This is a genomic window from Paenibacillus dendritiformis, from assembly GCF_945605565.1.
Lineage (GTDB): Bacteria > Bacillota > Bacilli > Paenibacillales > Paenibacillaceae > Paenibacillus_B > Paenibacillus_B dendritiformis_A.
This window is the reverse complement of sequence record NZ_OX216966.1, coordinates 823,981-845,494: the sequence shown is the minus strand read 5'-3', so window position 1 is coordinate 845,494 and position 21,514 is coordinate 823,981. Positions and strand designations below refer to the sequence as shown.

Annotated in this window: 19 protein-coding genes; 1 reads left to right on the top strand and 18 read right to left on the bottom strand. The window is 53.9% G+C overall.

From position 1 onward, the window contains the following. Positions 1 to 209: 209 nt before the first annotated feature. The 11 genes from NNL35_RS03740 to NNL35_RS03690 all read right to left on the bottom strand — a co-directional run bounded on the left by NNL35_RS03740 (position 210) and on the right by NNL35_RS03690 (position 12,793). The gene (locus tag NNL35_RS03740) at positions 210 to 347 is read right to left on the bottom strand and encodes a hypothetical protein (protein WP_158000462.1); all 138 of its coding nucleotides are present in this window, start codon (positions 345 to 347) and stop codon (positions 210 to 212) included. 169 nt (positions 348 to 516) lie between these two features. After that, a complete protein-coding gene (locus tag NNL35_RS03735) occupies positions 517 to 1,011 on the bottom strand; it encodes a GNAT family N-acetyltransferase (RefSeq protein WP_006678134.1) in 495 nt (164 codons plus the stop codon). 380 nt (positions 1,012 to 1,391) lie between these two features. After that, positions 1,392 to 2,996: an extracellular solute-binding protein gene (locus NNL35_RS03730; protein WP_006678135.1), complete on the bottom strand. Its 1,605-nt coding sequence runs from the start codon at positions 2,994 to 2,996 to the stop codon at positions 1,392 to 1,394. Between the two features lie 122 nt (positions 2,997 to 3,118). Further along, complete coding sequence (locus NNL35_RS03725; RefSeq protein WP_006678136.1) at positions 3,119 to 4,030, bottom strand: carbohydrate ABC transporter permease; 912 nt, start codon at positions 4,028 to 4,030, stop codon at positions 3,119 to 3,121. Between the two features lie 17 nt (positions 4,031 to 4,047). Beyond that, the gene (locus tag NNL35_RS03720) at positions 4,048 to 5,004 is read right to left on the bottom strand and encodes an ABC transporter permease (protein WP_006678137.1); all 957 of its coding nucleotides are present in this window, start codon (positions 5,002 to 5,004) and stop codon (positions 4,048 to 4,050) included. Between the two features lie 352 nt (positions 5,005 to 5,356). After that, entirely contained in the window at positions 5,357 to 7,648 is a 2,292-nt protein-coding gene (locus NNL35_RS03715; protein ID WP_254552932.1) for a helix-turn-helix domain-containing protein, read from the bottom strand. Between the two features lie 240 nt (positions 7,649 to 7,888). Continuing rightward, positions 7,889 to 8,932, bottom strand: coding sequence for an ABC transporter substrate-binding protein (locus tag NNL35_RS03710; RefSeq protein ID WP_040732265.1), 1,044 nt, complete (start codon positions 8,930 to 8,932; stop codon positions 7,889 to 7,891). A 59-nt stretch (positions 8,933 to 8,991) separates the two neighbouring features. Further along, positions 8,992 to 9,810, bottom strand: a complete 819-nt coding sequence (locus NNL35_RS03705) for an ABC transporter permease (RefSeq protein ID WP_006678139.1) — start codon at positions 9,808 to 9,810, stop codon at positions 8,992 to 8,994. After that, positions 9,807 to 10,658, bottom strand: coding sequence for an ABC transporter permease (locus NNL35_RS03700; RefSeq protein WP_006678140.1), 852 nt, complete (start codon positions 10,656 to 10,658; stop codon positions 9,807 to 9,809). Before NNL35_RS03700 ends, NNL35_RS03705 begins: the two co-directional genes overlap by 4 nt. Next, positions 10,655 to 11,626, bottom strand: coding sequence for an ABC transporter ATP-binding protein (locus tag NNL35_RS03695; protein WP_040732267.1), 972 nt, complete (start codon positions 11,624 to 11,626; stop codon positions 10,655 to 10,657). The genes NNL35_RS03700 and NNL35_RS03695 overlap by 4 nt, the downstream gene beginning before the upstream one ends. 390 nt (positions 11,627 to 12,016) lie before the next feature. Next, positions 12,017 to 12,793, bottom strand: coding sequence for an SIMPL domain-containing protein (locus tag NNL35_RS03690; RefSeq protein WP_006678142.1), 777 nt, complete (start codon positions 12,791 to 12,793; stop codon positions 12,017 to 12,019). Positions 12,794 to 13,029: 236 nt separating this feature from the next. Here NNL35_RS03690 and NNL35_RS03685 point away from each other — a divergent pair, with 236 nt between their 5' ends. Next, entirely contained in the window at positions 13,030 to 13,530 is a 501-nt protein-coding gene (locus tag NNL35_RS03685) for a hypothetical protein (RefSeq protein WP_006678143.1), read from the top strand. Positions 13,531 to 13,686: 156 nt separating this feature from the next. On the opposite strand, the gene NNL35_RS03680 is transcribed toward NNL35_RS03685, so the two are convergent. The 7 genes from NNL35_RS03680 to NNL35_RS03650 all read right to left on the bottom strand — a co-directional run bounded on the left by NNL35_RS03680 (position 13,687) and on the right by NNL35_RS03650 (position 21,255). Beyond that, positions 13,687 to 13,953, bottom strand: a complete 267-nt coding sequence (locus tag NNL35_RS03680) for an HPr family phosphocarrier protein (protein ID WP_006678144.1) — start codon at positions 13,951 to 13,953, stop codon at positions 13,687 to 13,689. 115 nt (positions 13,954 to 14,068) lie between these two features. Next, positions 14,069 to 15,001 carry a DNA-binding protein WhiA gene (whiA, locus tag NNL35_RS03675; protein ID WP_006678145.1) on the bottom strand — a complete coding sequence of 311 codons (933 nt, stop codon included), beginning with the start codon at positions 14,999 to 15,001 and terminating at the stop codon, positions 14,069 to 14,071. A gap of 7 nt (positions 15,002 to 15,008) precedes the next feature. Further along, positions 15,009 to 15,950 (bottom strand): gluconeogenesis factor YvcK family protein, encoded by a 942-nt coding sequence (locus tag NNL35_RS03670; RefSeq protein ID WP_050979461.1) that lies wholly within the window; start codon positions 15,948 to 15,950, stop codon positions 15,009 to 15,011. Positions 15,951 to 16,007: 57 nt separating this feature from the next. Next, positions 16,008 to 16,904 carry an RNase adapter RapZ gene (gene rapZ, locus NNL35_RS03665; protein WP_006678147.1) on the bottom strand — a complete coding sequence of 299 codons (897 nt, stop codon included), beginning with the start codon at positions 16,902 to 16,904 and terminating at the stop codon, positions 16,008 to 16,010. Between the two features lie 28 nt (positions 16,905 to 16,932). Further along, the gene (locus tag NNL35_RS03660; protein ID WP_254552930.1) at positions 16,933 to 17,883 is read right to left on the bottom strand and encodes an ROK family glucokinase; all 951 of its coding nucleotides are present in this window, start codon (positions 17,881 to 17,883) and stop codon (positions 16,933 to 16,935) included. Between the two features lie 281 nt (positions 17,884 to 18,164). Next, positions 18,165 to 19,127, bottom strand: a complete 963-nt coding sequence (gene trxB, locus NNL35_RS03655) for a thioredoxin-disulfide reductase (protein WP_006678149.1) — start codon at positions 19,125 to 19,127, stop codon at positions 18,165 to 18,167. A 202-nt stretch (positions 19,128 to 19,329) separates the two neighbouring features. After that, the gene (locus NNL35_RS03650; protein WP_006678150.1) at positions 19,330 to 21,255 is read right to left on the bottom strand and encodes a tetratricopeptide repeat protein; all 1,926 of its coding nucleotides are present in this window, start codon (positions 21,253 to 21,255) and stop codon (positions 19,330 to 19,332) included. Positions 21,256 to 21,514 lie beyond the last annotated feature (259 nt).

The window sequence follows — 21,514 nt, the reverse complement described above, 5'->3', positions numbered from 1 at the left end:
TGCAGCGTGAATTCGAACTTGTCCGGAAATTGGTAGTCCGTTGCGCCAAAATATGCCGGGCCCGGTAGAGACGATTTTTGACGCCCCTTCCGATGTGTCCAGCAGCTCGGCAATCTTTTTTCAACGGCATATCGCGGAAATAATACAACATGACGGCATCCCGCAATGATTCGTCCAACTGATCCACGGCGTCTCTCAGATCGATAAGATCATATTCGGAAGCGTCGGAACAAGCCGCCGGAATCTCCGGAAGCCCCGTATAACTGAAGCTCCAGCGGCCGGATAAGACGGACAAAGGCTTCGTGATTGCCCTTCCGGGCCCGCCTTACCTCTCGTTCGATGTCCACATGCGGGTTCTCCCTTCCCCATTTACTCGCTATCTAGTTAGATAGCAGGCCTAGGCGTTCGGTCACATTGAGATAAATGTAAAATACAACAATCTGCATTGGCAGCAAAAAAGCCCGCTGCAGCGGGCAACAAGCCGGCTGCGCGGGCATCCTATAAGAGCGCCATACCTCATGATCGATCCTCGGTTGAAAAGGCAATGATCGGCCCTTCCCAGCCGTCCTCTCTGATGACTTCGTATGTATCGTTTGTATAGTGTCCTATTGTTTTCGTCCAAAATGCTTGCGCGGGCTGGTTCGTCTCCAATTGGCCAACCTTCCAGCTGCCTTGGAACCGATCGAACAGTTCAGCAGCCGCAGACTGCCCGACTTTTTGCTGTCTATACTTCTTCATGACGAAAAATTCGGCCATCTCATGCACGATCCGGCCGGACTCATCCGCGCCCAGCTCTCTAATTAAGGCGAAGCCGGCCAATTTCCCGTCCACCCGAATAAAGAACGGATGCCTGCCTTCCTCCGTCCAGTAATGATCCAGATACATATATTCGTACAAGCCGTTCTCATTCACATCCTCGGGATCATACTCCGAGAAATCGTATTTGTACAGCTCGAGAAGATTCCGCAGGGCCGACTTGCGCTCATATTCGACTCTCTCAATCGCGATCATATTCTTCCTTCCTTTGCCAGTAGGGGTATTGACCTCATTGTAGCACACCGGCCATTTATCGGGATCGTTCCAATTGCAAAAAAAAGAGCCGCATCGCAAGCGACGCGGCCTATATTATGTTCTAGGGGTAAACTGTAAACCATGAGAAAGATGAAACGGATGTCCTTGTTCAACGGATGAAATCCGGCTGTCCAAGGTTCAATCGATGCAGGGCAACCCTCCTTTGCAAGAACTCATCTGTCATTCGGTCCATAATCAGAATACAATGGCTACATTAAAGAAAACTGAACCGAACCTTAAAATTAGATAAAAATGAGCATGATGCCAAAAATAAACGGAACCCCGGAGGAATTCACCCCCGGGGCTCTTTGCGTAACGGTTTATTTCCCTGTGTTCCAACGGTCGTACGCCGCTTGATAGATTTCTACGATGCGGTCGCCGCCCATCTTTTTGCAAGTCTCGAGATATTTATCCCAGTTCGTCAACGGCTCTTGACCGGTTACGAATTTCGCTTCCATTTGCTTCACGTACGTATCCAGGTCGGAACGGATGCTGGATACTTCTGATTGCTCGTCTTGCGACAAGTATACGCTTGGGAATGGAACCTTCGCGATAGGCAGAATTTTCTCATCCGTTTCTTTCTTCAGCCATGCGTCGAATTCGCCGGAGAAGCCGCGCTTCGTATCTTCGTTCGTAATCTTCGGAACGACTACGCCATAGTCTGGAGTCAGCGTCGCGCGATACTCTTCACGGTCGCCGCCGCCTGGCACATCAAGCCATTTCTTCGTATGGTCGTCTTTATTCACATACTCCCACAGGATGCCTTCCGGACCGTTGCTGAGCAGCTCGGCGCCTTCCGTGGAGTACAGATAATCTACCCAACGCATCGTTGCTTCCGGATGCTGGTTTTTGTTCGTAATCGCAAAGGCGCCTTTCGCCAGACCCGGATGCTTCGCAGCTACCGCCTTCACGTCGCTGTCGACCGGACGGTACATCGGATCATCCATGCTTGGCTCGCCGCCGAGCGTGAAGTAAGCATGATAGTCAGAGAAGAGTCCGAGCTGGTTGTTCTTCCCTTTTGCTTTTTTCTGCTCATCCGTTTGGGAGAACGTTTCTTTATCAAGCAAGCCTTCGGTCCACAGCTTGTTCAGGAACGTCAGGTATTCCTTGTAGCCTGGCTCCATTGGCGTATAGTGAACTTTGTCCTGGGTATCGGAATAGATAACTTCGTTGTAAATTCCCCATGAGCCGAGCAGCCACATGCGGAGATCGTCCAGCTTGACGGAAGCGAGCGGAATCTCGTCTTGCTTGCCGTTGCCGTTCGGATCTTCCTCTTTGACGCGCTTCAGATAGGTATACAGCTCATCGATCGTTTTAGGGACCTCCATGCCAAGCGCTTTCAAAAACTTGCCGTTGTACCACAACGGTCCTCTATACCAGCCGGCATCCAAGTCGATGTTCGGCAGCGAATAAATATGTCCATCCGGCGTTGTAATCGATTTGCGGATATCCGGATTTTCGTCAAGAATTTTCTTCAGGTTCGGTGCGTACTCCTCAATCAAGCCTTCCAGCGGAATGAGAACGCCTTGTCCGCCATAGTTGACTTCATCGGAAGCTTGCAGCTGTCCGGAGAAGAATACATCGGGATAGTCTCCGCTCGCGAACACGAGGTTTCTCTTTGTATCGAAGCTATCAGCCGGCGCATTGCGGAATTCGAACTTGATGTTCGTCTTTTTCTCCATTTCTTTGAAGAAGGCCATGTCCTGCCAGTTCTGAATCCCTACGTCTTGCCCCATCATCGTCAACGTAATCGGTTCCTTGACGATAGGGAAGCCGTCCTTGCTGACATCGCTTGCGGATTCGCTGCTTGTATTGCCGCTGTTGCCTTCTGCCGCAGGCTTGTCCGAAGAGCCGCAAGCCGCCAGCAGGGTGAAGAGCATCGTCATGGACAGCAGAATTGCCCATGTCTTTTTGAGCTTTTGCATGCGTAGATCCTCCCTTTTGTGTTCATTATACGTTACCGGGTGAAGCACATATAATAATCAAAGACTGGAAGTCTTCGTTATTATCCGATGAAGATGAAGCGGGCGGGCTGATGCGTTGAACATCAGCCTTTGACCGAACCAATCATGACGCCCTGCACGAAGTAGCGCTGCAGGAACGGATAGACGACGATGACCGGCAAGGTCGAGACGATAATGACAGCATATTTGATGAGAGAAGCGACCTCCGCCTTGTTGTTCAGCGCAGCGGCGACCGAGCTGTTGACCGCCGCGCCGGTGGTCTCGGCCGACATCTCCTGCAGAACGAGAATCTGGCGCAGAATCATCTGCAGCGGATACTTCGCTTCCTCATTCAAATAAATCAAGGCTCCAAAGTAACTGTTCCAGTGGCCTACCCCGTAGAACAGGGCCATGACCGCAATAATCGGCGCCGACAGCGGAAGCACAATTTTGATGAACAGCCTCATATTGGTGCAGCCGTCAATCTGGGCGGCCTCCTGAAGCTCATTCGGTATCGTGGACTGGAAGAACGTCCGGGCCACGATAATATTCCAGACCGATGCCGCGCCCGGCAGAATCAGCGCCCACATGCTGTTGATCAGGCCCAGGTTTTTGACGAGCAAGTAACCGGGAACCAGCCCGCCGCCGAAGAACATCGTCACCATGAACATGGCCATGAAGAAGTTGCGTCCGACGAAGTCTTTGCGGCTCAAGGCGTACGCCGCAGGCAAAGTTACGATAAGGTTGACCAAGGTGCCGACAACCGTATAAATAATCGTGTTTTTATACCCGGACCAGATTTTGGCGTTATCGAATACCCGCGCATACCCTTCGAACGTAATCCCTTTCGGGAACAACCACATTTCTCCCGAGTTGACCAGCTTCGGATCACTGATGGATGCGCTGATGATATAAATAATCGGATAGGCGACGACAATGAATGCCAGTATCAGATAGATATAGTTACAGAAGACGAACACTTTATCCGCTCTCGTTTCTTTCACGGCAGAAGCCATCTGCTGCTCCCTCCTTCCTACCACAAGCTCGTTTCGCTTGTGCGGCGCGCGATTTGGTTGACTGTAATGAGCAAGATAGCGTTAACCACCGAGTTGAACAAGCCGACAGCGGTGGAGAAGCTGTACTGGGCATCGACCAGACCCGAACGATAGACGAAGGTAGAGATAACGTCCGATGCTTCCATGTTGAGCGGGTTCTGGAGGAGCAAGATTTTCTCGAAGCCTACGCCGAGAATGCTGCCCATGTTCAGAATCAACAAGATAGTAATCGTCGGCACGATGGTCGGAATATTGATATTCCAGATGCGCTGCCAGCGGCTTGCGCCATCCATAATCGCGGCCTCGTGGAGCTGCGGATCGACGCCGGAGAGCGCCGCCAGGTAGATGATGGTGCCCCACCCGGTGCTTTGCCATACGCCCGACAGGACGTAGACCGTCTTGAACCATCTCGGGTCCGTCAGGAAGGCGGCAGGCTCGAAGCCCAGAAATTCGATGATGTGTACAAGAATCCCCGTCGATGGCGACAAGAAGGTAATGATAATACCGGCCATAACGACAACGGAGATAAAATGCGGCGCGTAAGTAACCGTTTGCACAGTTCGCTTGAAGAAGCCGTCTTTGACTTCATTGAATGCCAATGCAAGAATGATAGGAAGCGGAAACCCGATCGCCAGCTCGTATAAGCTGATGCTGAGGGTGTTCCACAGCAGATCCCAGAAATAGTAGGAGTTAAAAAACCGCTCAAAATGATCAAACCCTACCCAAGGGCTTCCTGTAATCCCCTTGGCCGGAATAAAGTTTTTAAATGCGATTTGAATCCCGTACATGGGACCGTAGTGGAAGATAAGAAAATAAAGAAATGCAGGGGCGATAAAAAGGTACAATTCCCATGTTTGCGCCATTCGCTTCCATACCGATTTCTTTTTGTTGGCCGGCATGTTCATCGCAAGAGCGCTGTCTGCGTTTCCTTGCATCGTCTCCACTCCCTCCTCTCAATTGATAGGCAATATTCTTGATGTCTATATGGTGTGCGCGGTCAGCTTGGCTGCCACGCGCCTTGCTAACGCTTACATGTAAAATTGTAGCCATCAGGCCAACCGTCCGTAAATATGTCGATTCCGCACTGTCAATTTCTACATCTTCACCTTGCCTATGCGAAGCCTTTTCCTGATAAAGCGCTGTCATTCCCCCATTGGCCGGCGAGAGACAATAGGTCATTTTTGATGTGAGCGCTTGCATCGCAAAATCGACACATCCCCTTGCTTGACATGCAAAAACGGCAGGCGCCTCTCTCCGTACAGAGAAAATGCCTGCCGCTCCTCATCGCTACTCCTCAATCACGGAGGAATGGCCTCCGGTTCCGTACAGCTTCCGATATTGTCCCGGCGTATGTCCGGTTTCTTTCTTGAACTTGCGGATAAAATTCGGCACATCCATATAACCGACCCGGATAATAATATCTTTGAGCGGTTCGTTGCCGCTCTTCAGATGGCGGATCACTTCATCCATCCTGAGCTGCCACACATGCTGCGAGAACGTATGCCCGGTCTTCTCCTTGATAGACCGGCTCAAGTATGAGACGGATACCCGGTACATCTCGGCCAGCTTCTCCAGACTCAGATCGTATTCGCAATAATGCTCCGAGATATAGGTGACGACCTCGTCGGTCAACGAACGCTGCTCCGACTCTTCCTGATGCTCCACTTGGCTGCAAATATAGACAACCAGCTCGCACAGCTTCGCCTCCAGCTGCTCCAGCGTCTCGAACTTGGCCAGATCGGGCACCTGCTGCGCCGTCTCCGTCAATCCGAGCTCAGAGGCGGTCTTCAGCACCGTATTCAGCACATCGAAGCACATGCACCGCAGCAGCGGGATCGCCGGCTCCTGCTGCTGCAGCTTCCGGAATACCGCCCCGATCGTGTCGACCGCCACGGTCGCATTGCCCTGCTTCAAGCTCTGCGTCAGCTTGATGAGGGAATCTTTGGCAATCCAGAAGTTCTGATCCTGCTCATAGGTCAGATTGGAGAAGAACGTGACGCTGCCCTTGCCGTTCACAATCCGGTATTCCAGCGCCGAAGCGGCTTCAATATAAGATTGATTGAGCTGTTCGGGGCTTGTGTACAAGCTGCCGATGCCCATCGTCGGAATAGCTGTCATATGCTCCTCGACAAGCTGATGCACATCCTCCACGATGGCCTCCATGCGCGATTCATCACCTGCCTCCGACTCCGCCTCCATGCTGACAATGAGCGCCAGCTGCTCGGTGTGGGACAGCTCGACGCCATAGGCCATGGCCTTCCCTCTCGTCAGGCCGAACTCCGTAAATTGCTGCACGAACGCTTCCCGTTCCTGCGCGGAAGACACCCGATCTACCATATATTCCCATGCTATAATCATAACAAACATGTGCCTGCCCGAGAGGACAATCCCTAATTGCTGCAGCATTTCCTCCGCATCCTCCCGGCTCGGTGCGCCGCGCTTCAACAGCGTCAGCAGGTACTGATTCCGGGCATACGGCTCCTGCAGATCCACTTGATTCCGATAAGACAGCAGCGTCTCCCGAATCCATTCCAGCTCCGTCTTTCCTTGGCCTCCGTCCTCTGCCGCTTCATCGGACCCGCGCTTCAGATTGGCGAACTCGAGAAGATCGCGAATCGGGTGGTACTGCCGCTTGGCGAGCAGGATGGCCAGCATCGATCCGAACAGAATCGTGACCGCAAAAATCATCAAAATAAAGGTCTGGATATGAACGACGCGGCCGAAGAACTGCTTCGACGGCATCGCGGTGACATACGTCCAGCCGTTGGAATCGGACTTGACGGCGACGACGGATTGCTGCACTTCGCCGAGCTGCTCCGTATGAATGCCCGCCTCTACGGAGGCAAGCCGCCGCACAGCCTCCTCCTCCATCTCGCCGCCATGACTGGCTGCGGCCAGCACCCGGCCGTCCCGATCGAAGATATAGGCATTGCCCTGGAAATTGCTCAGAACCGACTCCATCATCCCCGTCAGCATTGACTCTTCAATCAAGTACGTGACGGTGCCATGCTTATAGCCCTGATTCGTCGGTATCGGCACCAGATAAGCCAGCATCCGGTTCTGGCCATGGCGGTTCACGGTCACCTGCTCGGTAGGCCGCATCGTCGGCACCTTCACGGCATTCAGGTCCCGCACGAACGTATTCTTGTTCCAGCTGGAGAAGTCGTACACATAGTCGAACATCGTGTCGACCGACATCATTCCCCGGGAGGAGTAGATCACATCGTCACCATGAAAATATAAAAACATCTCATTCACGATCGAGCTGTTCGCCTTATACTTATCCAGCGTATCGATCGCTTCCCCGCCATAATAGGCGTGGCGGACCATATAAGGAGTCAGCTTGCTGTCGAAGCTGATCCGGGCCGCGATCTCCTCCAGCTCCTTCATCCGGCCATCAATATTCCGCTTCGCCTGCTCCAATTGGCTGATGCTGGATTGCTCGATCTCGGACCGCAGGTTATTGACGGCGTTTTGATAAATAATAAATGTCATCACAATCAAGGGCACCAAAAAAATCGATAAATACGACAGTATATATTTAAACAACAGCTTGGATTTAAAATGATTCCATCGCATTTCCCAATGGCCCCCTACTATCGAATTGACAATTTGCAGAATGAGACTTTTTCGTCTGTAAGCGTTTTTATATTATATCATATGGTATATCATTTTTATATCTTTTTCGACAATTTACGACCACACCCCCTATCTGCAGGCATAAAAAAAACACCATCCGGACTGAAATCCCGGACAGTGCTATAGAAATAGAGTTCAAATCTTGCATCGATTTTCGATTAGATATACCAGCTTATGGCCTTATCGGCCGCTCTTCAGCTCCGTCCATAGGCGGTCGTACAGTTGAATCGACTTGCCGACATCGAGCAGCCACTCCGTGCGCGCCAGCTCATCATCCGTCAGATTGATCATCGGATTGTTCAAATATTCCTCGCTATGGAATTCCTTCGCCTTCGTAACCGGGTTGCTGTAGCCGACGAACTCATAGTTCTTCGCGCTGTTCTCCGGATCAAGCATGAAGTTGATGAATTTCTCGGCCAGTTCCTTGTTCTTGGCTCCCTTCGGGATCGCGTAGGTGTCCGCGAAGATCGTGCTGCCTTCCTGCGGAACGACATAGGCAACATCCGGATTCTCCTCCGCGATGAAGGCCGCGTCGCCGGACCATACCGTCCCGATCCAGCCCTCTTCCTGGATCATCTTCTGCTTGATATTGTCCGTATCGAACGCGACCACGTTCGGCACCAGCTTCCGCAGGTCATCCGCAGCCGCATTGATGTCGGCCTCGTTATCCGCGCTGTTCGATTTGCCCGCTTTTTTGAGCGCCATCCCGATAATCTCGCGATTGTCGTCCAGCAGCAGCACCTTACCCTTGTACTCGTCCTTCCATAGATCGGCCCAGCTTGTCGGCGCCTCGGCAATATGCTTCTTATTATAGGCAATGCCCGTTACGCCCCACATATAAATAATGGAATGCTCGCTATTGGGGTCATATGCCGGATTTTTGAAACGGTCTACTACGTATTGGAAGTTCGGAATGTTGTCCTTGTTGATCGTCTCAAGCAAATCCTGCTTAATCATGCTGGCCACCATATAATCCGATGGCTGTATGAGATCATAGTTTGCTCCGCCGGCCTTGATCTTGGCCAGAAGCTCCTCATTATTCGCGAACACCGCCATATTTACCTTGACGTTGTTCTCCGATTCGAACTTCTCAATCATCTCTGGATTGAAATTATCCGCCCACGTATACAAATTCAACGTGTCTTTGCTCGAAGAGCATCCGGCCAACGCGGAGATTGTCAGCACTCCCGCCAATACGGCAGCGAACCATTTCATTTTTTTCAATTCTTTCTACCCCTCTCTGATCCGCAGGATCCCAATGTTTGTTTTCAATATGATTTCGCTCAAAACGGAAGCATCGAGCCTTTCTTCTCGCCGTTGCCGCGGTTCAGCATCCACTGTGCCAACACAATCAGACCGACGCTGAGCAAAATAAGCAGCGTGCACAGCGCATTAATTTCCGGCGATATGCCGCGCTTCACCGAGCCGTAAATATAGATCGGCAGCGTTGTCGAGTTCGGCCCCGCCACGAAAAAGCTGATCAGGAAGTCATCGATCGACAGCGTAAAGGCAATCAGCGCTCCCGCGATAATCCCCGGCCATATGGACGGCAGGGTGATGTAGCGGAACGTCTGCCACGGCGTCGCTCCCAGATCCGAGGCCGCCTCTTCCAGCTGTCCTCCCATATTCGCGAGCCGCGAGGAGACGATGACATATACATACGAGATGCTGAACGTAATATGCGCGATGATGACCGTCGTCTTGCCGAGCGGCATATTCAGCTGGCTGAACAGCACGAGCAGCGACAGTCCCATAATGATGTCCGGCACGATGATCGGCAAGTAGAGCAGGCCGGCGATTCCTTTTTTCACCCGGCTCAGCATGCGCCGCATCGCAAGCGCTGCCATCGTCCCGAATACCGTGGATAACACCGTCGATACGAGCGCGATAAGGACGCTGTTGCTCAGCGCCTCCATCACCTGCCGGTTCTGGAACAACGACCCGTACCATTTGAAGGTAAATCCGCTCCAGCTTGCATTCAGCCGCGAATCATTAAATGAAAAGACCATAATCAATATGATCGGAATGTAAATGAACAGAAGCAGCAGGAACGAGTGGCAAGCCAACAGCGGATGCTGCTTCGATGCGGATGCTGTCTTCATGCCCTCGCCTCCTTCGATGCCTCATATTTGGATCGGAGCGCCCGTTGGAACAATCCGATAATAATCAGGGCGCTGATGACGAACACCACCGACAAGGCAGAGCCGAACGGCCAGTTGCGCGCCCCGAGGAACTGGTTCTGAATAATATTGCTTAGCATCTGCGCCTTGGCGCCGCCCAAAATATCGGTAACCACGAACATGCCTGTCGTCGTGACGAAGACCAGCACGCTTCCGGTCATAATCCCCGACTTCGTCTGCGGCAGCGTAATATGCCAGAACGCGCTCCAGCGGCCTGCACCGAGATCGCTGGCCGCTTCCAGCAGCCGCTTATCCATTTGCTCCAGAGCGACATAAATGGGCAGCACCATGAACGGGATGAACGTATACACCATCCCGAGCAGCACGGCTCCTTTGGTATACAGCATCTGGAGCGGTTCTTGAATCCATCCGAAATCCAGCAGCACCTGGTTCACGATGCCCTGCGTCCGCAGCAGCAGCACCCAGGCATAGGCTCGGATCAAGAAGTTGATCCAGAACGGAACCGTAATGAGAATGAGCCACATCTTCTGCCGCCCCGGGCTCGCCTGGGAAATGTAATAGGCCAGCGGATAAGCGAGCAGCAGGCAGATCGCTGTCGTCACAATCGAGAGCCATAGCGTGTCCCAGTAAATGCCCAAATAGAGCGGGTCAAAAAAGCGGGCGTAATGTTCCAGCGTAAACGTAAATACGACATTGCCCAACTCGTCGCGTTGCATGAAGGATACGGCGAATACCGCGATCATCGGCACGACGAGAAATATCGTCAGCCACAACACGACCGGCGCAATGATGCCGAAGGAGCGTCTCATGGGCCGATAATCACCTCGTCTCCCGCGTTCCACTGAACGCCGACACGCTGTCCGATTTGCCATGAACGGGTGTCCGTAAAGTCAAGCACAGCCGTCACCGTCGTCTGTTCATTTTCCATATGAACAATCAATTTATGAATATTCCCCAAATAGACAATATCCTGAATAATTCCTGCCTTGCGCGCCCCTTCCGGCTCGTCCGAGATGCGAATCTTCTCCGGCCGGACGGTGAACATGTTCTCTTCATGGAACACATTGTTCTCGCCGACGAACGTCGCTGCAAACAACGTCGCCGGGCGTTCGTAAATTTCCTTAGGCGAACCCACCTGTTCGACGCGCCCGTTGTTCATGATGACGATCCGGTCGGACATCATCATTGCTTCTTCCTGATCGTGGGTGACATACACAAACGTAATCCCCAAGTTCCGCTGCAGCTGCTTCAGTTCGCCCTGCAGGTTTTTGCGAAGCTGCAAGTCAAGCGCACCGAGCGGTTCATCCAGGAGCAGCACCTTCGGCTTGTTGGCGATCGCCCGCGCAATGGCGACACGCTGCTGCTGTCCGCCGGACAACTGATGCGGATATCGCGCAGCGAGCGGAGTCAGCTGTGTGAGCCGTATGGCTTCGGCAATGCGCTCACGCTGTTCCGCTTGCGGAATTTTTTTCATTTTCAGACCGAATTGAATATTTTGCTCCACCGTCATATGGGGGAACAGAGCGTAATGCTGGAATACGAGATTCAGATCCCGTTTGTTCGGAGGCAATTGCGTCACATTGACGCCGTCCAACCGAATCTCGCCTGCCGTAGGCAGCTCGAAGCCGGCAATCATACGCAAAATCGTGGTCTTGCCACAACCACTTGGGCCGAGCAGCGTTAGAAATTCTCCCTCATCAATCGTGAGCGACAAAGGATGTACTACGGGTTGCCCGGCAAAGTGCTTCTCCACATTTACCAGTTGTATCAAGAGCATCAACCCCTTATATCGTCAGCCTATCCACGGGATACGGCAAGCCGCTCCGGTCGGGACGACGCCGCCGCGAATGCCGGATAAGCATGCGATAAGAATGCATATGCGCATACCTTGTCCCCTTATCCATTAAGCAAAAAAAGCCATATCCGTTGGTATGGCTTCCCGTTCGTTCACGTTGGCGTTTTTGCATATTCAATATACATCGTTTTGCTTAGTGATACAACTATTTTTACGTAATTTCGACAAATGCATACATTCATCTTCAATGGATTGACTCATTTCATCCAGCTAAAGGGCTCCCACCCACATTTTTGTAACCTCGTGCAAAGGCCCCTCGCCCGTCCGCGAATCATCGCGGAGCCGGGAAGGGGCCTTCCGTCTCTTAGGCTCTTATTTCATTTCGAACAGAACCTGCACTTGCGCGCGCAGCTTCAACTGGCCGCCTTGAGGAGCCGAACCGGCTGCGTCAGCGGCGGAAGCGTTCATCATCGACAGCTTCTCGTTCATGACCCGCACCGGCTGCCAATCCGCGCCGGATTCCACAATCGCAAGCGCCGGTCCGACTTGGCGATTGGCTGCCTTCGCCAGCGCGCCGGCCTTGCTCGCCGCATGCTTCACAGCCTTTTCAAGCACTTGGGACTCGAAGGCGTCGCGCTTCTCGATATCGAATTGAATCTGCTGCACGCGCGTCGCATCGGCTCCGGCCACCGCGTCCACCAGATTGCCCAGCTTCGCGAGGTCGCGGTACGTCACGCGAACGGCGTGGCGGGCTTCATAACCGACGACCTTCGGTTCGCTGTTCTCCGCATATTTATATACCGGATTCACGGAAAAATCGGTCGTTTTCACTTGGGCATCCGCAATTCCGTATTTGCTCAACACCTGCTTCGCCTTGTCGAATGCTGCGGCATTCAGCTTTTGGGCTTGCGCCGCCGTATCCGCCTTCGATTCCGTGACGATATCGACATAAGCAATATCCGGCGTAACCTCCAATTCGCCTTGTCCCACGACCGTAATCGTGTTTTTGTCCATGATCGCTGCCTCCCCTGCCGCCTGTGCCGACTGCGGAGCGGCGGCTCCCCATGCGCCGAACAGCAATGTGCCGACGACGAGGGCTGCCACCGCCGTCCGCCGCCATTTCCGTCCATATGAGTTCACATTCATCATCCCATACCCCTCCATCGCTCATATTGGTAAGATTATCAACTTGCTTACGTTTTAAACGAGGGGATGAGTAAATATGTTGCACCAACACATGAATTATTTTATGTCTGTCGCTCGTCCTTCATGCCCGCCGCCGAATTCGAGCAGACCGGTTCAATGATTTTCATTGTCATTTGATGTAACTTGTGTTACATTCTAGTTGTAATTATTCTATTTGTTGAAAGAGGAGGGAATTTCTGTTGTTTACGCGTAAATGGACGAAACGTGTCGCCGCAATCGCTATGGCAGTGAGTCTCCTTTCCCCCGCCACCTTGTTCGCGCAAGGTTCCGGCCCACACGACTTGAATCAGCAGAATGCACCTGAACGCGGGAGCTCCCAGATCTACATAAAGAACGTGGTTCCATTTAACGGCACGGCCATCTACCACTGGACGGCCACCTTCGAGACGACGACCCACTATCAGATTCCGAACGATATCGACATTCCGAAGGACAGCCACCGGAAAAATATTTTGGTCTATCTGACGACTGAGAAAAATACCGGGAACAATACCGAATTCGATGTCGAGCTGGAACGGTACTATCCATGGTCCGGCTGGATCAGGGAAGATACCAAGACGGGGTATGTCGGCTGGACCGCGGACGAAGTCGCCTTCAAGGGAATCAAGGATGGCGAGAGATACCGCATCCGCATCCGGGGCAATGTGAAGGGCACCGCCGATGTATTCAGCCAATGGTAAGCCTTGGCCGTATATGACACAGGACCTGAGCGTTATGCTCAGGTCCTGTCTTGATTGTTGTCCCTCCGGACACTCGGTATGGAGATGGGCGGCAGCTTCTTCCGCCGCCGCTCCTGTATCATCTGCCTTATGCCTGCAGCCGGCACGCAGGTCCAATTAGTTTTCCAACTCTTCCTTGCTGACCAAGGATACTAAAGCGCTTACAGCCTGTTCTGCGTCCGCGCCGTCCGCCGTAATGGTAATGGACGTGCCTGAGCCGATTGCAAGACTCATGATCCCCATAATGCTCTTCGCATTTACTTTTTTATCTTCCTTTTCCACGAAGATATCCGAAGAATATTTATTCGCTTCTTGAACGAACAAGGCCGCCGGTCGTGCATGCAATCCTGTCTTCAAACGTACCACAACTGGTTGTTGAGCCATGCGGATCATACCCCCTACATTTCCTGTATAGTTTACTAATCAATTCACGTTTACGCCATTTTCTTCAGTTTATCACATTATAGCATTTTAAACGATGGTGCACTAGGAATAAAATTCATCCGTTTCTTATTCTTTCGGCCATTTCATCAATTTTCCGCAGCCGATGATTGACGCCGGATTTGCTGACCTTCCCCTTGAGCATCTCGCCGACTTCCTTCAGATTCAGATCGGGATGAGCCAAGCGCACCTCCGCCACTTCACGGAGCTTGTCAGGAAGCTGTTCCAGTCCAATCTCCTTCTCAATCAGGCGGATATTCTCGATCTGGCGCACGGCCGCGCCAATCGTCTTGTTCAGATTCGCCGTCTCGCAGTTGACAATCCGGTTCACGGAGTTCCGCATATCCCGCATGATGCGGACGTCTTCGAACTTGAACAGCGCCTGATGCGCCCCAATAATATTGAGGAACTCAATGATCTTCTCGCCTTCTTTAATGTACAGCACGAACCCTTTTTTGCGTTCGATGAACCGGGCATTGAGCCGGAATTCATTGGCCAATTCGACAATAGCCTTGCAATGCTCTTCGTACATCGATGAAATCTCGAGATGGTAAGAGGATCCCTCCGGATTGTTAACCGATCCGCCGGCAAGAAACGCCCCCCGCAAATAAGCCCGTTTACAGCAATTGTTCGCGATAATCCGCTTATCTATTCCATCGGTGAACTGGAACCCTTCGGATACGATATGCAGATCATGCAAAATCTCCTGCACCTGGGAAGGAATACGGACGATATACACATTATTTTTCTTCAAGCGCATTTTTTTGCGCACCAGCAGTTCGGTATGCACCTGATAGAACTTTTTGATGAACGTGTATATCCGGCGGGCAATTGCGGCGTTCTCCGTCGAAATATCCAGAATGACCTTGCGGTTCGAAGAGAGCTGGACGGAGCCGTTCATGCGCATTAACGCCGCCAATTCTGCCCGTTCACAGCATGCATCGGACTCCATTAACGTCAATTCCTTTTTCGTCTGCGCTGCAAAGGACATTCTCCGCTCACCTCTTTCGTAACATCCAATTCTCCACCAGCTGATAAATGTGATGGCTCAGCTTTTCCGCATCATGCCGCAAATACGTGCGGAACAATACGAGGGAATCGGCGATCACCTTGTAACCTCTCTTCGTCACTTCATCCAAATCCAAATGCACTGCACGCGCCCCCTGCTCGGCGTAGCGGTCCTGCACTTGCGGCGGTATCTCTCCGTCATTGACGATGACATAATCGAATAGATGCTCGCCCACATGCTGCTGGATGGCTTCGAGATGGTCACTGACCTTGTAATTATCCGTCTCTCCCGGCTGCGTCATGACGTTGCAGACGAAGATTTTGACGGCGTCCGACTCCTTGACCGCCTGTACCAGCTTCGGTACAAGCAGCGTCGGGATAATACTCGTATATAGACTTCCCGGACCGACCAGGATCGCATCCGCCTCCTGCAGCGCCTGCACGGCCTCAGGAAGCGCCTCCACCTGCGCCGGCTCGAGGAAGACCCGCTTGATGCGCTGGCCTGCCTGCGGTATCGCAGACTCGCCCTCCACGATGGTACCGTCGGTCATCTCCGCATTCAGCACAATCGCCTGATTGGCGGCCGGCAGCACGCGCCCGCGAACGGCCAGCACCCGGCTTAATTCACGGATGCCCGCGACGAAGTCGCCTGTAATATCCGTCATGGCCGCCAGGATCAGATTCCCGAGGCTGTGCCCAGCTAGCCCGGTTCCATTCGGGAAGCGGTATTTCAGCATCTCCGACAACGAGGGCTCCACATCCGCCAACGACGTCAGGACGTTGCGAATATCCCCCGGGGGAGGCATTTGCAGTTCCTGGCGCAGAATACCCGAACTTCCGCCGTCATCGGCGACCGTGACGATAGCCGTAATGTCCAACGGCTTCTCCTTCAGGCCGCGCAGCATGACAGACAGACCGGTTCCGCCGCCCATAACGACGATGCGCGGCAGCTCGCGCTCTTCTCCTACCCGCACTTCAGTATCCCCCCATCAATGCCGATCGCGTTCGGAATCCCGATGGCTTACGCGAACGACCTCCGTCTCGCTGGAACCGATCGTGCGGCCCAAATATTCCGCGACGGCCACGGAACGATGCTTCCCGCCAGTACAGCCGATGCCGATCACGACTTGGCTCTTCCCTTCTTTGCGGTATTGGGGAAGCAAAAATTGAAGCAAGTCGAGCAGCTTGCTCAGAAAGGTCTGCGTCTCCGGCCATTTCATGACATAGTCATAGACTTCGATATCTTGGCCGGTATGCGGACGCAGCTGCTCCACATAATGAGGATTTGGCAGAAACCGCACGTCAAAAATGAGATCCGCATCGATAGGAACCCCATATTTGAAGCCGAATGAGGTAACGTTGACCGACATGCGGTTCTGATCGGCCTGCGTGAACCTCGAGACGATGCGTTCTTTGAGCTGCGCCGGCTTGAGACTGCTCGTGTCAATCACCTGATTGGCCCAGCCCTTCAAATCCTCCAACAGCTTGCGCTCCATCTTGATGCCTTCCAGCGGCATGCCGTTCGGCTTCAATGGATGGCGGCGCCGGCTCTCCTTGTAGCGTTGGACGAGGACTCCATCCGTCGCATCCAAGAACAAAATTTCACAATTAATTGTATAATGTTCTCTAATATAATTCAAAGACTCCGATAACGCCGTGAAAAACTCTCGCCCGCGCAAATCGATGACGAGCGCGACCTTTCCGATTTTCCCTTTGGATTGCTCGATCAGCTCCGCGAATTTCGGAATCAGAACGGGCGGCAAGTTATCTACGCAAAAAAATCCGAGATCCTCCAGGCTTTGTACCGCAATGGTCTTGCCGGCACCGGACATTCCCGTAATAATGACTAATTTAGCAAGCGCTGCCGTTTCTGTTGAATCGATCATCGTTCGTCCTCTCCCTTACGAATGCCGATTACGAACGCAAGAACAATCCAGCCGCACCAATCATACCCGCATCATTGCCTAGCTCAGCCGGTACGATCGATACGCCGCGCGTAACCGGTTCAGGTGTTAGCTTCTTGAACGTCTCGCGGATTTGCTCGAACAAGAACTCGCCCGCCTTCGACAAGCCGCCGCCGATAATGAAGCGCTCCGGATTCAAGGTGACCGCCACCGCAGCCATCGATTTGCCCAAGTAGAAGGCTGCGCGCGAGATAATGCGGACGGCAACCTCGTCTCCAGCCTTTGCCGCATCGAACACATCCTTCGCCGCGATGTCCTCCAGCAGCGACAGGGACGTGCGATCGCCGCGCTCTACCGCGTCCTTCGCCATGCGGATGATGCCGGTTGCGGAGGATACCGTCTCCAGGCAGCCCATCTTGCCGCAGCCGCACTGAATCGCTTCCAGATCCGGAATGACGGCGATATGGCCCAGCTCTCCGGCCATACCCGAAAATCCTTGTACAATCTTCCCGTTGATGATAATGCCGCCGCCGACACCGGTTCCCAGCGTATAGCAGACGCAATTGTCGATGCCTTTACCCGCGCCGCTCCAGGCTTCTCCCAAGGCAGCCACATTGGCATCATTGTCAATCTTGACCGGCTTGCCCAACCGCTCTTCCAATATGGCACGAATCGGCACATCCTTGAAGCCTACGTTGGGCGCCAACAAGATAACGCCTTCCTTCACATTCGTAAACCCAGCGACCCCCGCACCAATTCCAGCCACCTGGCTCCAATCGTAAGGCGACTCCTCCACGATTCGGCGAATATAGTTCTCAATGTTGTCTATGACGGTATCGGGGCCCTTGGCAACTTCAGTCGGACCTTCAAACGTTTGCAGCAGCCGGCCTTCCGCATCACAAATGCCAACCTTGATAGCCGTTCCGCCCAAATCGACACCCACGTAGATTTGCTCAGACATGCGTCATCCACCTTTATACTTGTAATCGTATCCTTAATCGTATGTTACTTCAGTACCCACTATACGCGAACGCTGTAAACAGGTCAAGGCGTGCGCGGCCTGCCCGCAGAGGCGATCAAGGCTCTTCCCGGGCCGATTCCGCACGAGTGCCGCCGTCACGCCCGCGGGATCAAATACGGAGCCCGCAGGCTCCGTCTCGACAATGAAAATGTTGCAAAAGATCTACTTTATCGGTACCGGGAAGGCTGGCTTCTGATTCCCCGATATGCCCGGCGGAACGGTTACCCCAACGTCGTGCTCCAATCATGCACCATGCTGCCTTCCAGGAATTTCTCGCAATCCAGCGCCGCTTGACAGCCGGAACCGGCCGCGGTAATCGCTTGGCGGTACTTCATGTCCTGCACGTCGCCGGCCGCGAAGATGCCAGGGACGCTCGTCTCCGTCGTGCCCGGCTTCACGATAACGTAGCCGTGCTCGTTGAGATCTACCTTGCCGCGCAGGAAATCGGTATTCGGCTTATGCCCGATCGCGACGAACAGGCCGTCCGTCTCGATGACTTCCTCTGCACCCGTCTCGTTGTTGCGCACTTTGAGGCCGGTAACGCCCATGCCCGTCGCCAGCACCTCCAGCGGCGTCCGGTTCAGAGCCCAGGATATCTTTTCGTTCTCGCGCGCCCGGTCCTGCATAATCTTCGAGGCGCGCAGCTCATCGCGGCGGTGTACCACCGTCAGCTCCGATGCGAAGCGAGTCAGGAAGTTAGCTTCCTCCATCGCCGAGTCTCCGCCGCCGATGACGACGATTTTTTTGCCCCGGAAGAAGAAGCCGTCGCAGGTAGCGCATGCGCTGACGCCTTTGCCGATATTATCCTGCTCTCCAGGAATGTTCAAATATTTCGCGCTGGCTCCGGTCGAAATAATGAGCGTCTCGGCCCAGATGTCCTCCAGACCTTCGCCCGTCAGCTTGAACGGTCGCTGCGACGTATCGATCTCCGTCACCCACCCGGTAACGAACGTCGTGCCGAAGCGCTCTGCCTGCTTGCGCATGTTTTCCATCAGTTCAGGGCCCATAATCCCGTCCGGGAACCCAGGGAAGTTCTCTACATCGGTTGTCGTCGTAAGCTGGCCTCCCGGCTGCGGCCCTTCGATTACGAGCGGATTCAGATTGGCGCGCGCCAGATAGATCGCCGCCGTGTACCCTGCAGGTCCTGTTCCGATAACGACCGATTTATATACTTTCTTCTCCATATTAAAAGGCCTCCTTCACTATTAGAGGTTATTCCAAAAGTCCGCTTTTGATCACAAAGGGATTCGGAGCGCAACTCAGTATCGAATCCTGCAACCACCTTCGAAGAGCATATGCTTCCGATGCATGTTTCCTGCGGAAACATTTTAGGTGCTCAAAAGCGACTTTGTGAACACGCCCGGTTATCAACTTGGGAAAACGCGTCTATTGGTAGATGTTCTTCTCGGTTGCCTCTGCGCGGAATGCCTCTTCCATGCGCTTGGCATGCTTGGCGACCGTCGCGGCCGATACCGCGTACCGTCCCCCTGCCTCGCTGCAGGTTATCGGGTGGCCGTGCTTCTTCGCGATAATATATTCAATCGCCGCCGCCCAGCTGTCCGCCTTCGCAATGCGCGGCACTTCATTAGGATATGACCGACGGAGAAATTCAATCCAGAGCTTCTCCGCATCATGCATCTGAATCATGTCATACCGGCCGTTCATCCCGGTCCGGATCGCATCGATCACCTGCTGCCAGTCCGGTTCCCAGATCGGGAGCCCGCTTATCAGATGATACCCGTCCACGAGCTGCTTCTTGCCGTCCCATTCCACTTCAAGCGCATCCTCTACGCCGAGCAAGCGCAGGACATATAGGGTCAATTCCTTCACGTAACCATCCTGCTCCGGATCGAGCAGCAGCCCCCGGAGCGCCTGCTTCGCCTCTTCGTCATTGATCAGACTCAGCGCCTGAAGCGCCTGCAGCTTCGTCGCGGAGTCGCCCGAGCGCAGCGCCCAGAACAAGGACGAGCGGACGAGCGGATCCGACTTCAACTGCCGTTCCCATTCCGCGGCCGCCCCCGGTTCCCCGGCTTCATGCCGGACATTCCGTTCCGCTGCCGCGGACCGCTCCGCCCGTCGTCCGGAACGCGCCTTCGCTTCATAAGGAATACGGTAATGATAACTAGGCACCGGATCCGGAAGGCCTCCCGCGCGCCGCTGAAGCAGCTCCAGGTAGTACGACCCGATGCCGCTCTCCGGATCCAGGCGCCGGCAGGCCGCCCACCATCCTGCCGCCTCATCGTACCGGCCGAGATGGCAGGCCGCGACCGCCGCGCAATGATAGACGCCTGGCTCAGCAGGCGATCCGGTCGCGAGCAGGCGCCGCAGATGACGGTAAGCCTCCTCATGCCGGCCGAGAATGCCCAGCGTGTTCGCCAGCTTGAAGGCCGGCTCCCGATGGAACGGCTGCAGCTTCGCCAGCCGCTCTATCAACTCCCGCTCCTGTTCCGTTCGCCCGGCCTGACGCTCGAATATGGCAAGATTGCACAGGGCGTGCATATGACCGGGATCCAGCGCGAGCACCTGGTGAAGCATCTCGCAGGATTCCTTGAAGAAGCCCATATAATAATAGGCAAGCGCCAGATTGTTCCGGGCAGGCAGATCGTCCGGATCCGCCTGAAGCAGCCGCTCAAGAATGCGCCCTGCCTCCACGAACCGGCCTTCTTCCATCATCCGCCGGGCTTCCTGATGCTCGGCTTCCTGTCCGCTCTGCGCTTCCCGGGCTTGTCCGGACGGATTCGCCGGCTCGCCGCTTCCTTCGGACTCCGCTGCCTGGTTCAAAGCGGCCGCGGCTTCCTTCAAGCCTCGCGCCGCTTCTTCGAAGGCCGCCGCATTGGCGGGCGGCCGGGCTCCCGGGTACGCTCCGGGCCGATTCATCTCGTCATGAAGCATTTCCTTCATTTCGTGGGCCTCGCTGCCGTATGCTCCCTGCGGATCCAGCGCCAAGTAAATATCGAGCGCCGCCTCCGCCTCCTGGTAGCATTCAAGATAAGCGAAATTATTCGCCATATAGTAATAACATTCACTCATAGATGGATCGAGCTCGTTCACAATATGGCGGAGGATGAGATTCGACTCCTCGAAGCGCCCCGTCTCTGCCAATGCCCCAGCCAGATTGCACTGGTGAATCGCATCGCCGGGCTCGCATTCGACCGCTCTGCGGAAATACCGCAATGCCTTGTCATATTGCAGCCGATCTAATAATTTTACCGCGCGATCGGAATACGCGGCCGCATCTACCGGGAACATCACGACATTGCCGTGCGTATCCACGTTGTCCCTGCCGGTTCGATGTGGCTTCTCTCCTGCCATCGCCAAGGCACCTCCTGCCGCATCATCGTTGTATACATAACCTTCAGTATACCATAATGACGCGCCTTCCCCCACCCCTTCGTCGAGCCGTCCCGGGGCGGATGCGAATGGCATTCTCTTACCGCAAGAGAGAGGCAATTCAGTCATCAGATAATCTCTATTATTAAATAATAATAATTCTAAATATATTATAACGTAACCTTCGGTCCCGGGCAAGCAACTCTGGCATCACTCCCGCGTCGGCCGCATCCCGCGCAGA

What these genes read in the sequence shown, in the direction of transcription:
- NNL35_RS03700 (WP_006678140.1), bottom strand. Translation starts at nt 10,658, where the DNA reads ATGAGACGCTCCTTCGGCATCATTGCGCCGGTCGTGTTGTGGCTGACG.
- NNL35_RS03705 (WP_006678139.1), bottom strand. Translation starts at nt 9,810, where the DNA reads ATGAAGACAGCATCCGCATCGAAGCAGCATCCGCTGTTGGCTTGCCAC.
- NNL35_RS03660 (WP_254552930.1), bottom strand. Translation starts at nt 17,883, where the DNA reads ATGTCTGAGCAAATCTACGTGGGTGTCGATTTGGGCGGAACGGCTATC.
- NNL35_RS03720 (WP_006678137.1), bottom strand. Translation starts at nt 5,004, where the DNA reads ATGCAAGGAAACGCAGACAGCGCTCTTGCGATGAACATGCCGGCCAAC.
- trxB (WP_006678149.1), bottom strand. Translation starts at nt 19,127, where the DNA reads ATGGAGAAGAAAGTATATAAATCGGTCGTTATCGGAACAGGACCTGCA.
- NNL35_RS03690 (WP_006678142.1), bottom strand. Translation starts at nt 12,793, where the DNA reads ATGATGAATGTGAACTCATATGGACGGAAATGGCGGCGGACGGCGGTG.
- NNL35_RS03725 (WP_006678136.1), bottom strand. Translation starts at nt 4,030, where the DNA reads ATGGCTTCTGCCGTGAAAGAAACGAGAGCGGATAAAGTGTTCGTCTTC.
- NNL35_RS03670 (WP_050979461.1), bottom strand. Translation starts at nt 15,950, where the DNA reads ATGGGCGGCGGAACCGGTCTGTCTGTCATGCTGCGCGGCCTGAAGGAG.
- rapZ (WP_006678147.1), bottom strand. Translation starts at nt 16,904, where the DNA reads ATGATCGATTCAACAGAAACGGCAGCGCTTGCTAAATTAGTCATTATT.
- NNL35_RS03715 (WP_254552932.1), bottom strand. Translation starts at nt 7,648, where the DNA reads ATGCGATGGAATCATTTTAAATCCAAGCTGTTGTTTAAATATATACTG.
- NNL35_RS03680 (WP_006678144.1), bottom strand. Translation starts at nt 13,953, where the DNA reads ATGGCTCAACAACCAGTTGTGGTACGTTTGAAGACAGGATTGCATGCA.
- NNL35_RS03650 (WP_006678150.1), bottom strand. Translation starts at nt 21,255, where the DNA reads ATGGCAGGAGAGAAGCCACATCGAACCGGCAGGGACAACGTGGATACG.
- whiA (WP_006678145.1), bottom strand. Translation starts at nt 15,001, where the DNA reads ATGTCCTTTGCAGCGCAGACGAAAAAGGAATTGACGTTAATGGAGTCC.
- NNL35_RS03695 (WP_040732267.1), bottom strand. Translation starts at nt 11,626, where the DNA reads ATGCTCTTGATACAACTGGTAAATGTGGAGAAGCACTTTGCCGGGCAA.
- NNL35_RS03735 (WP_006678134.1), bottom strand. Translation starts at nt 1,011, where the DNA reads ATGATCGCGATTGAGAGAGTCGAATATGAGCGCAAGTCGGCCCTGCGG.
- NNL35_RS03730 (WP_006678135.1), bottom strand. Translation starts at nt 2,996, where the DNA reads ATGCAAAAGCTCAAAAAGACATGGGCAATTCTGCTGTCCATGACGATG.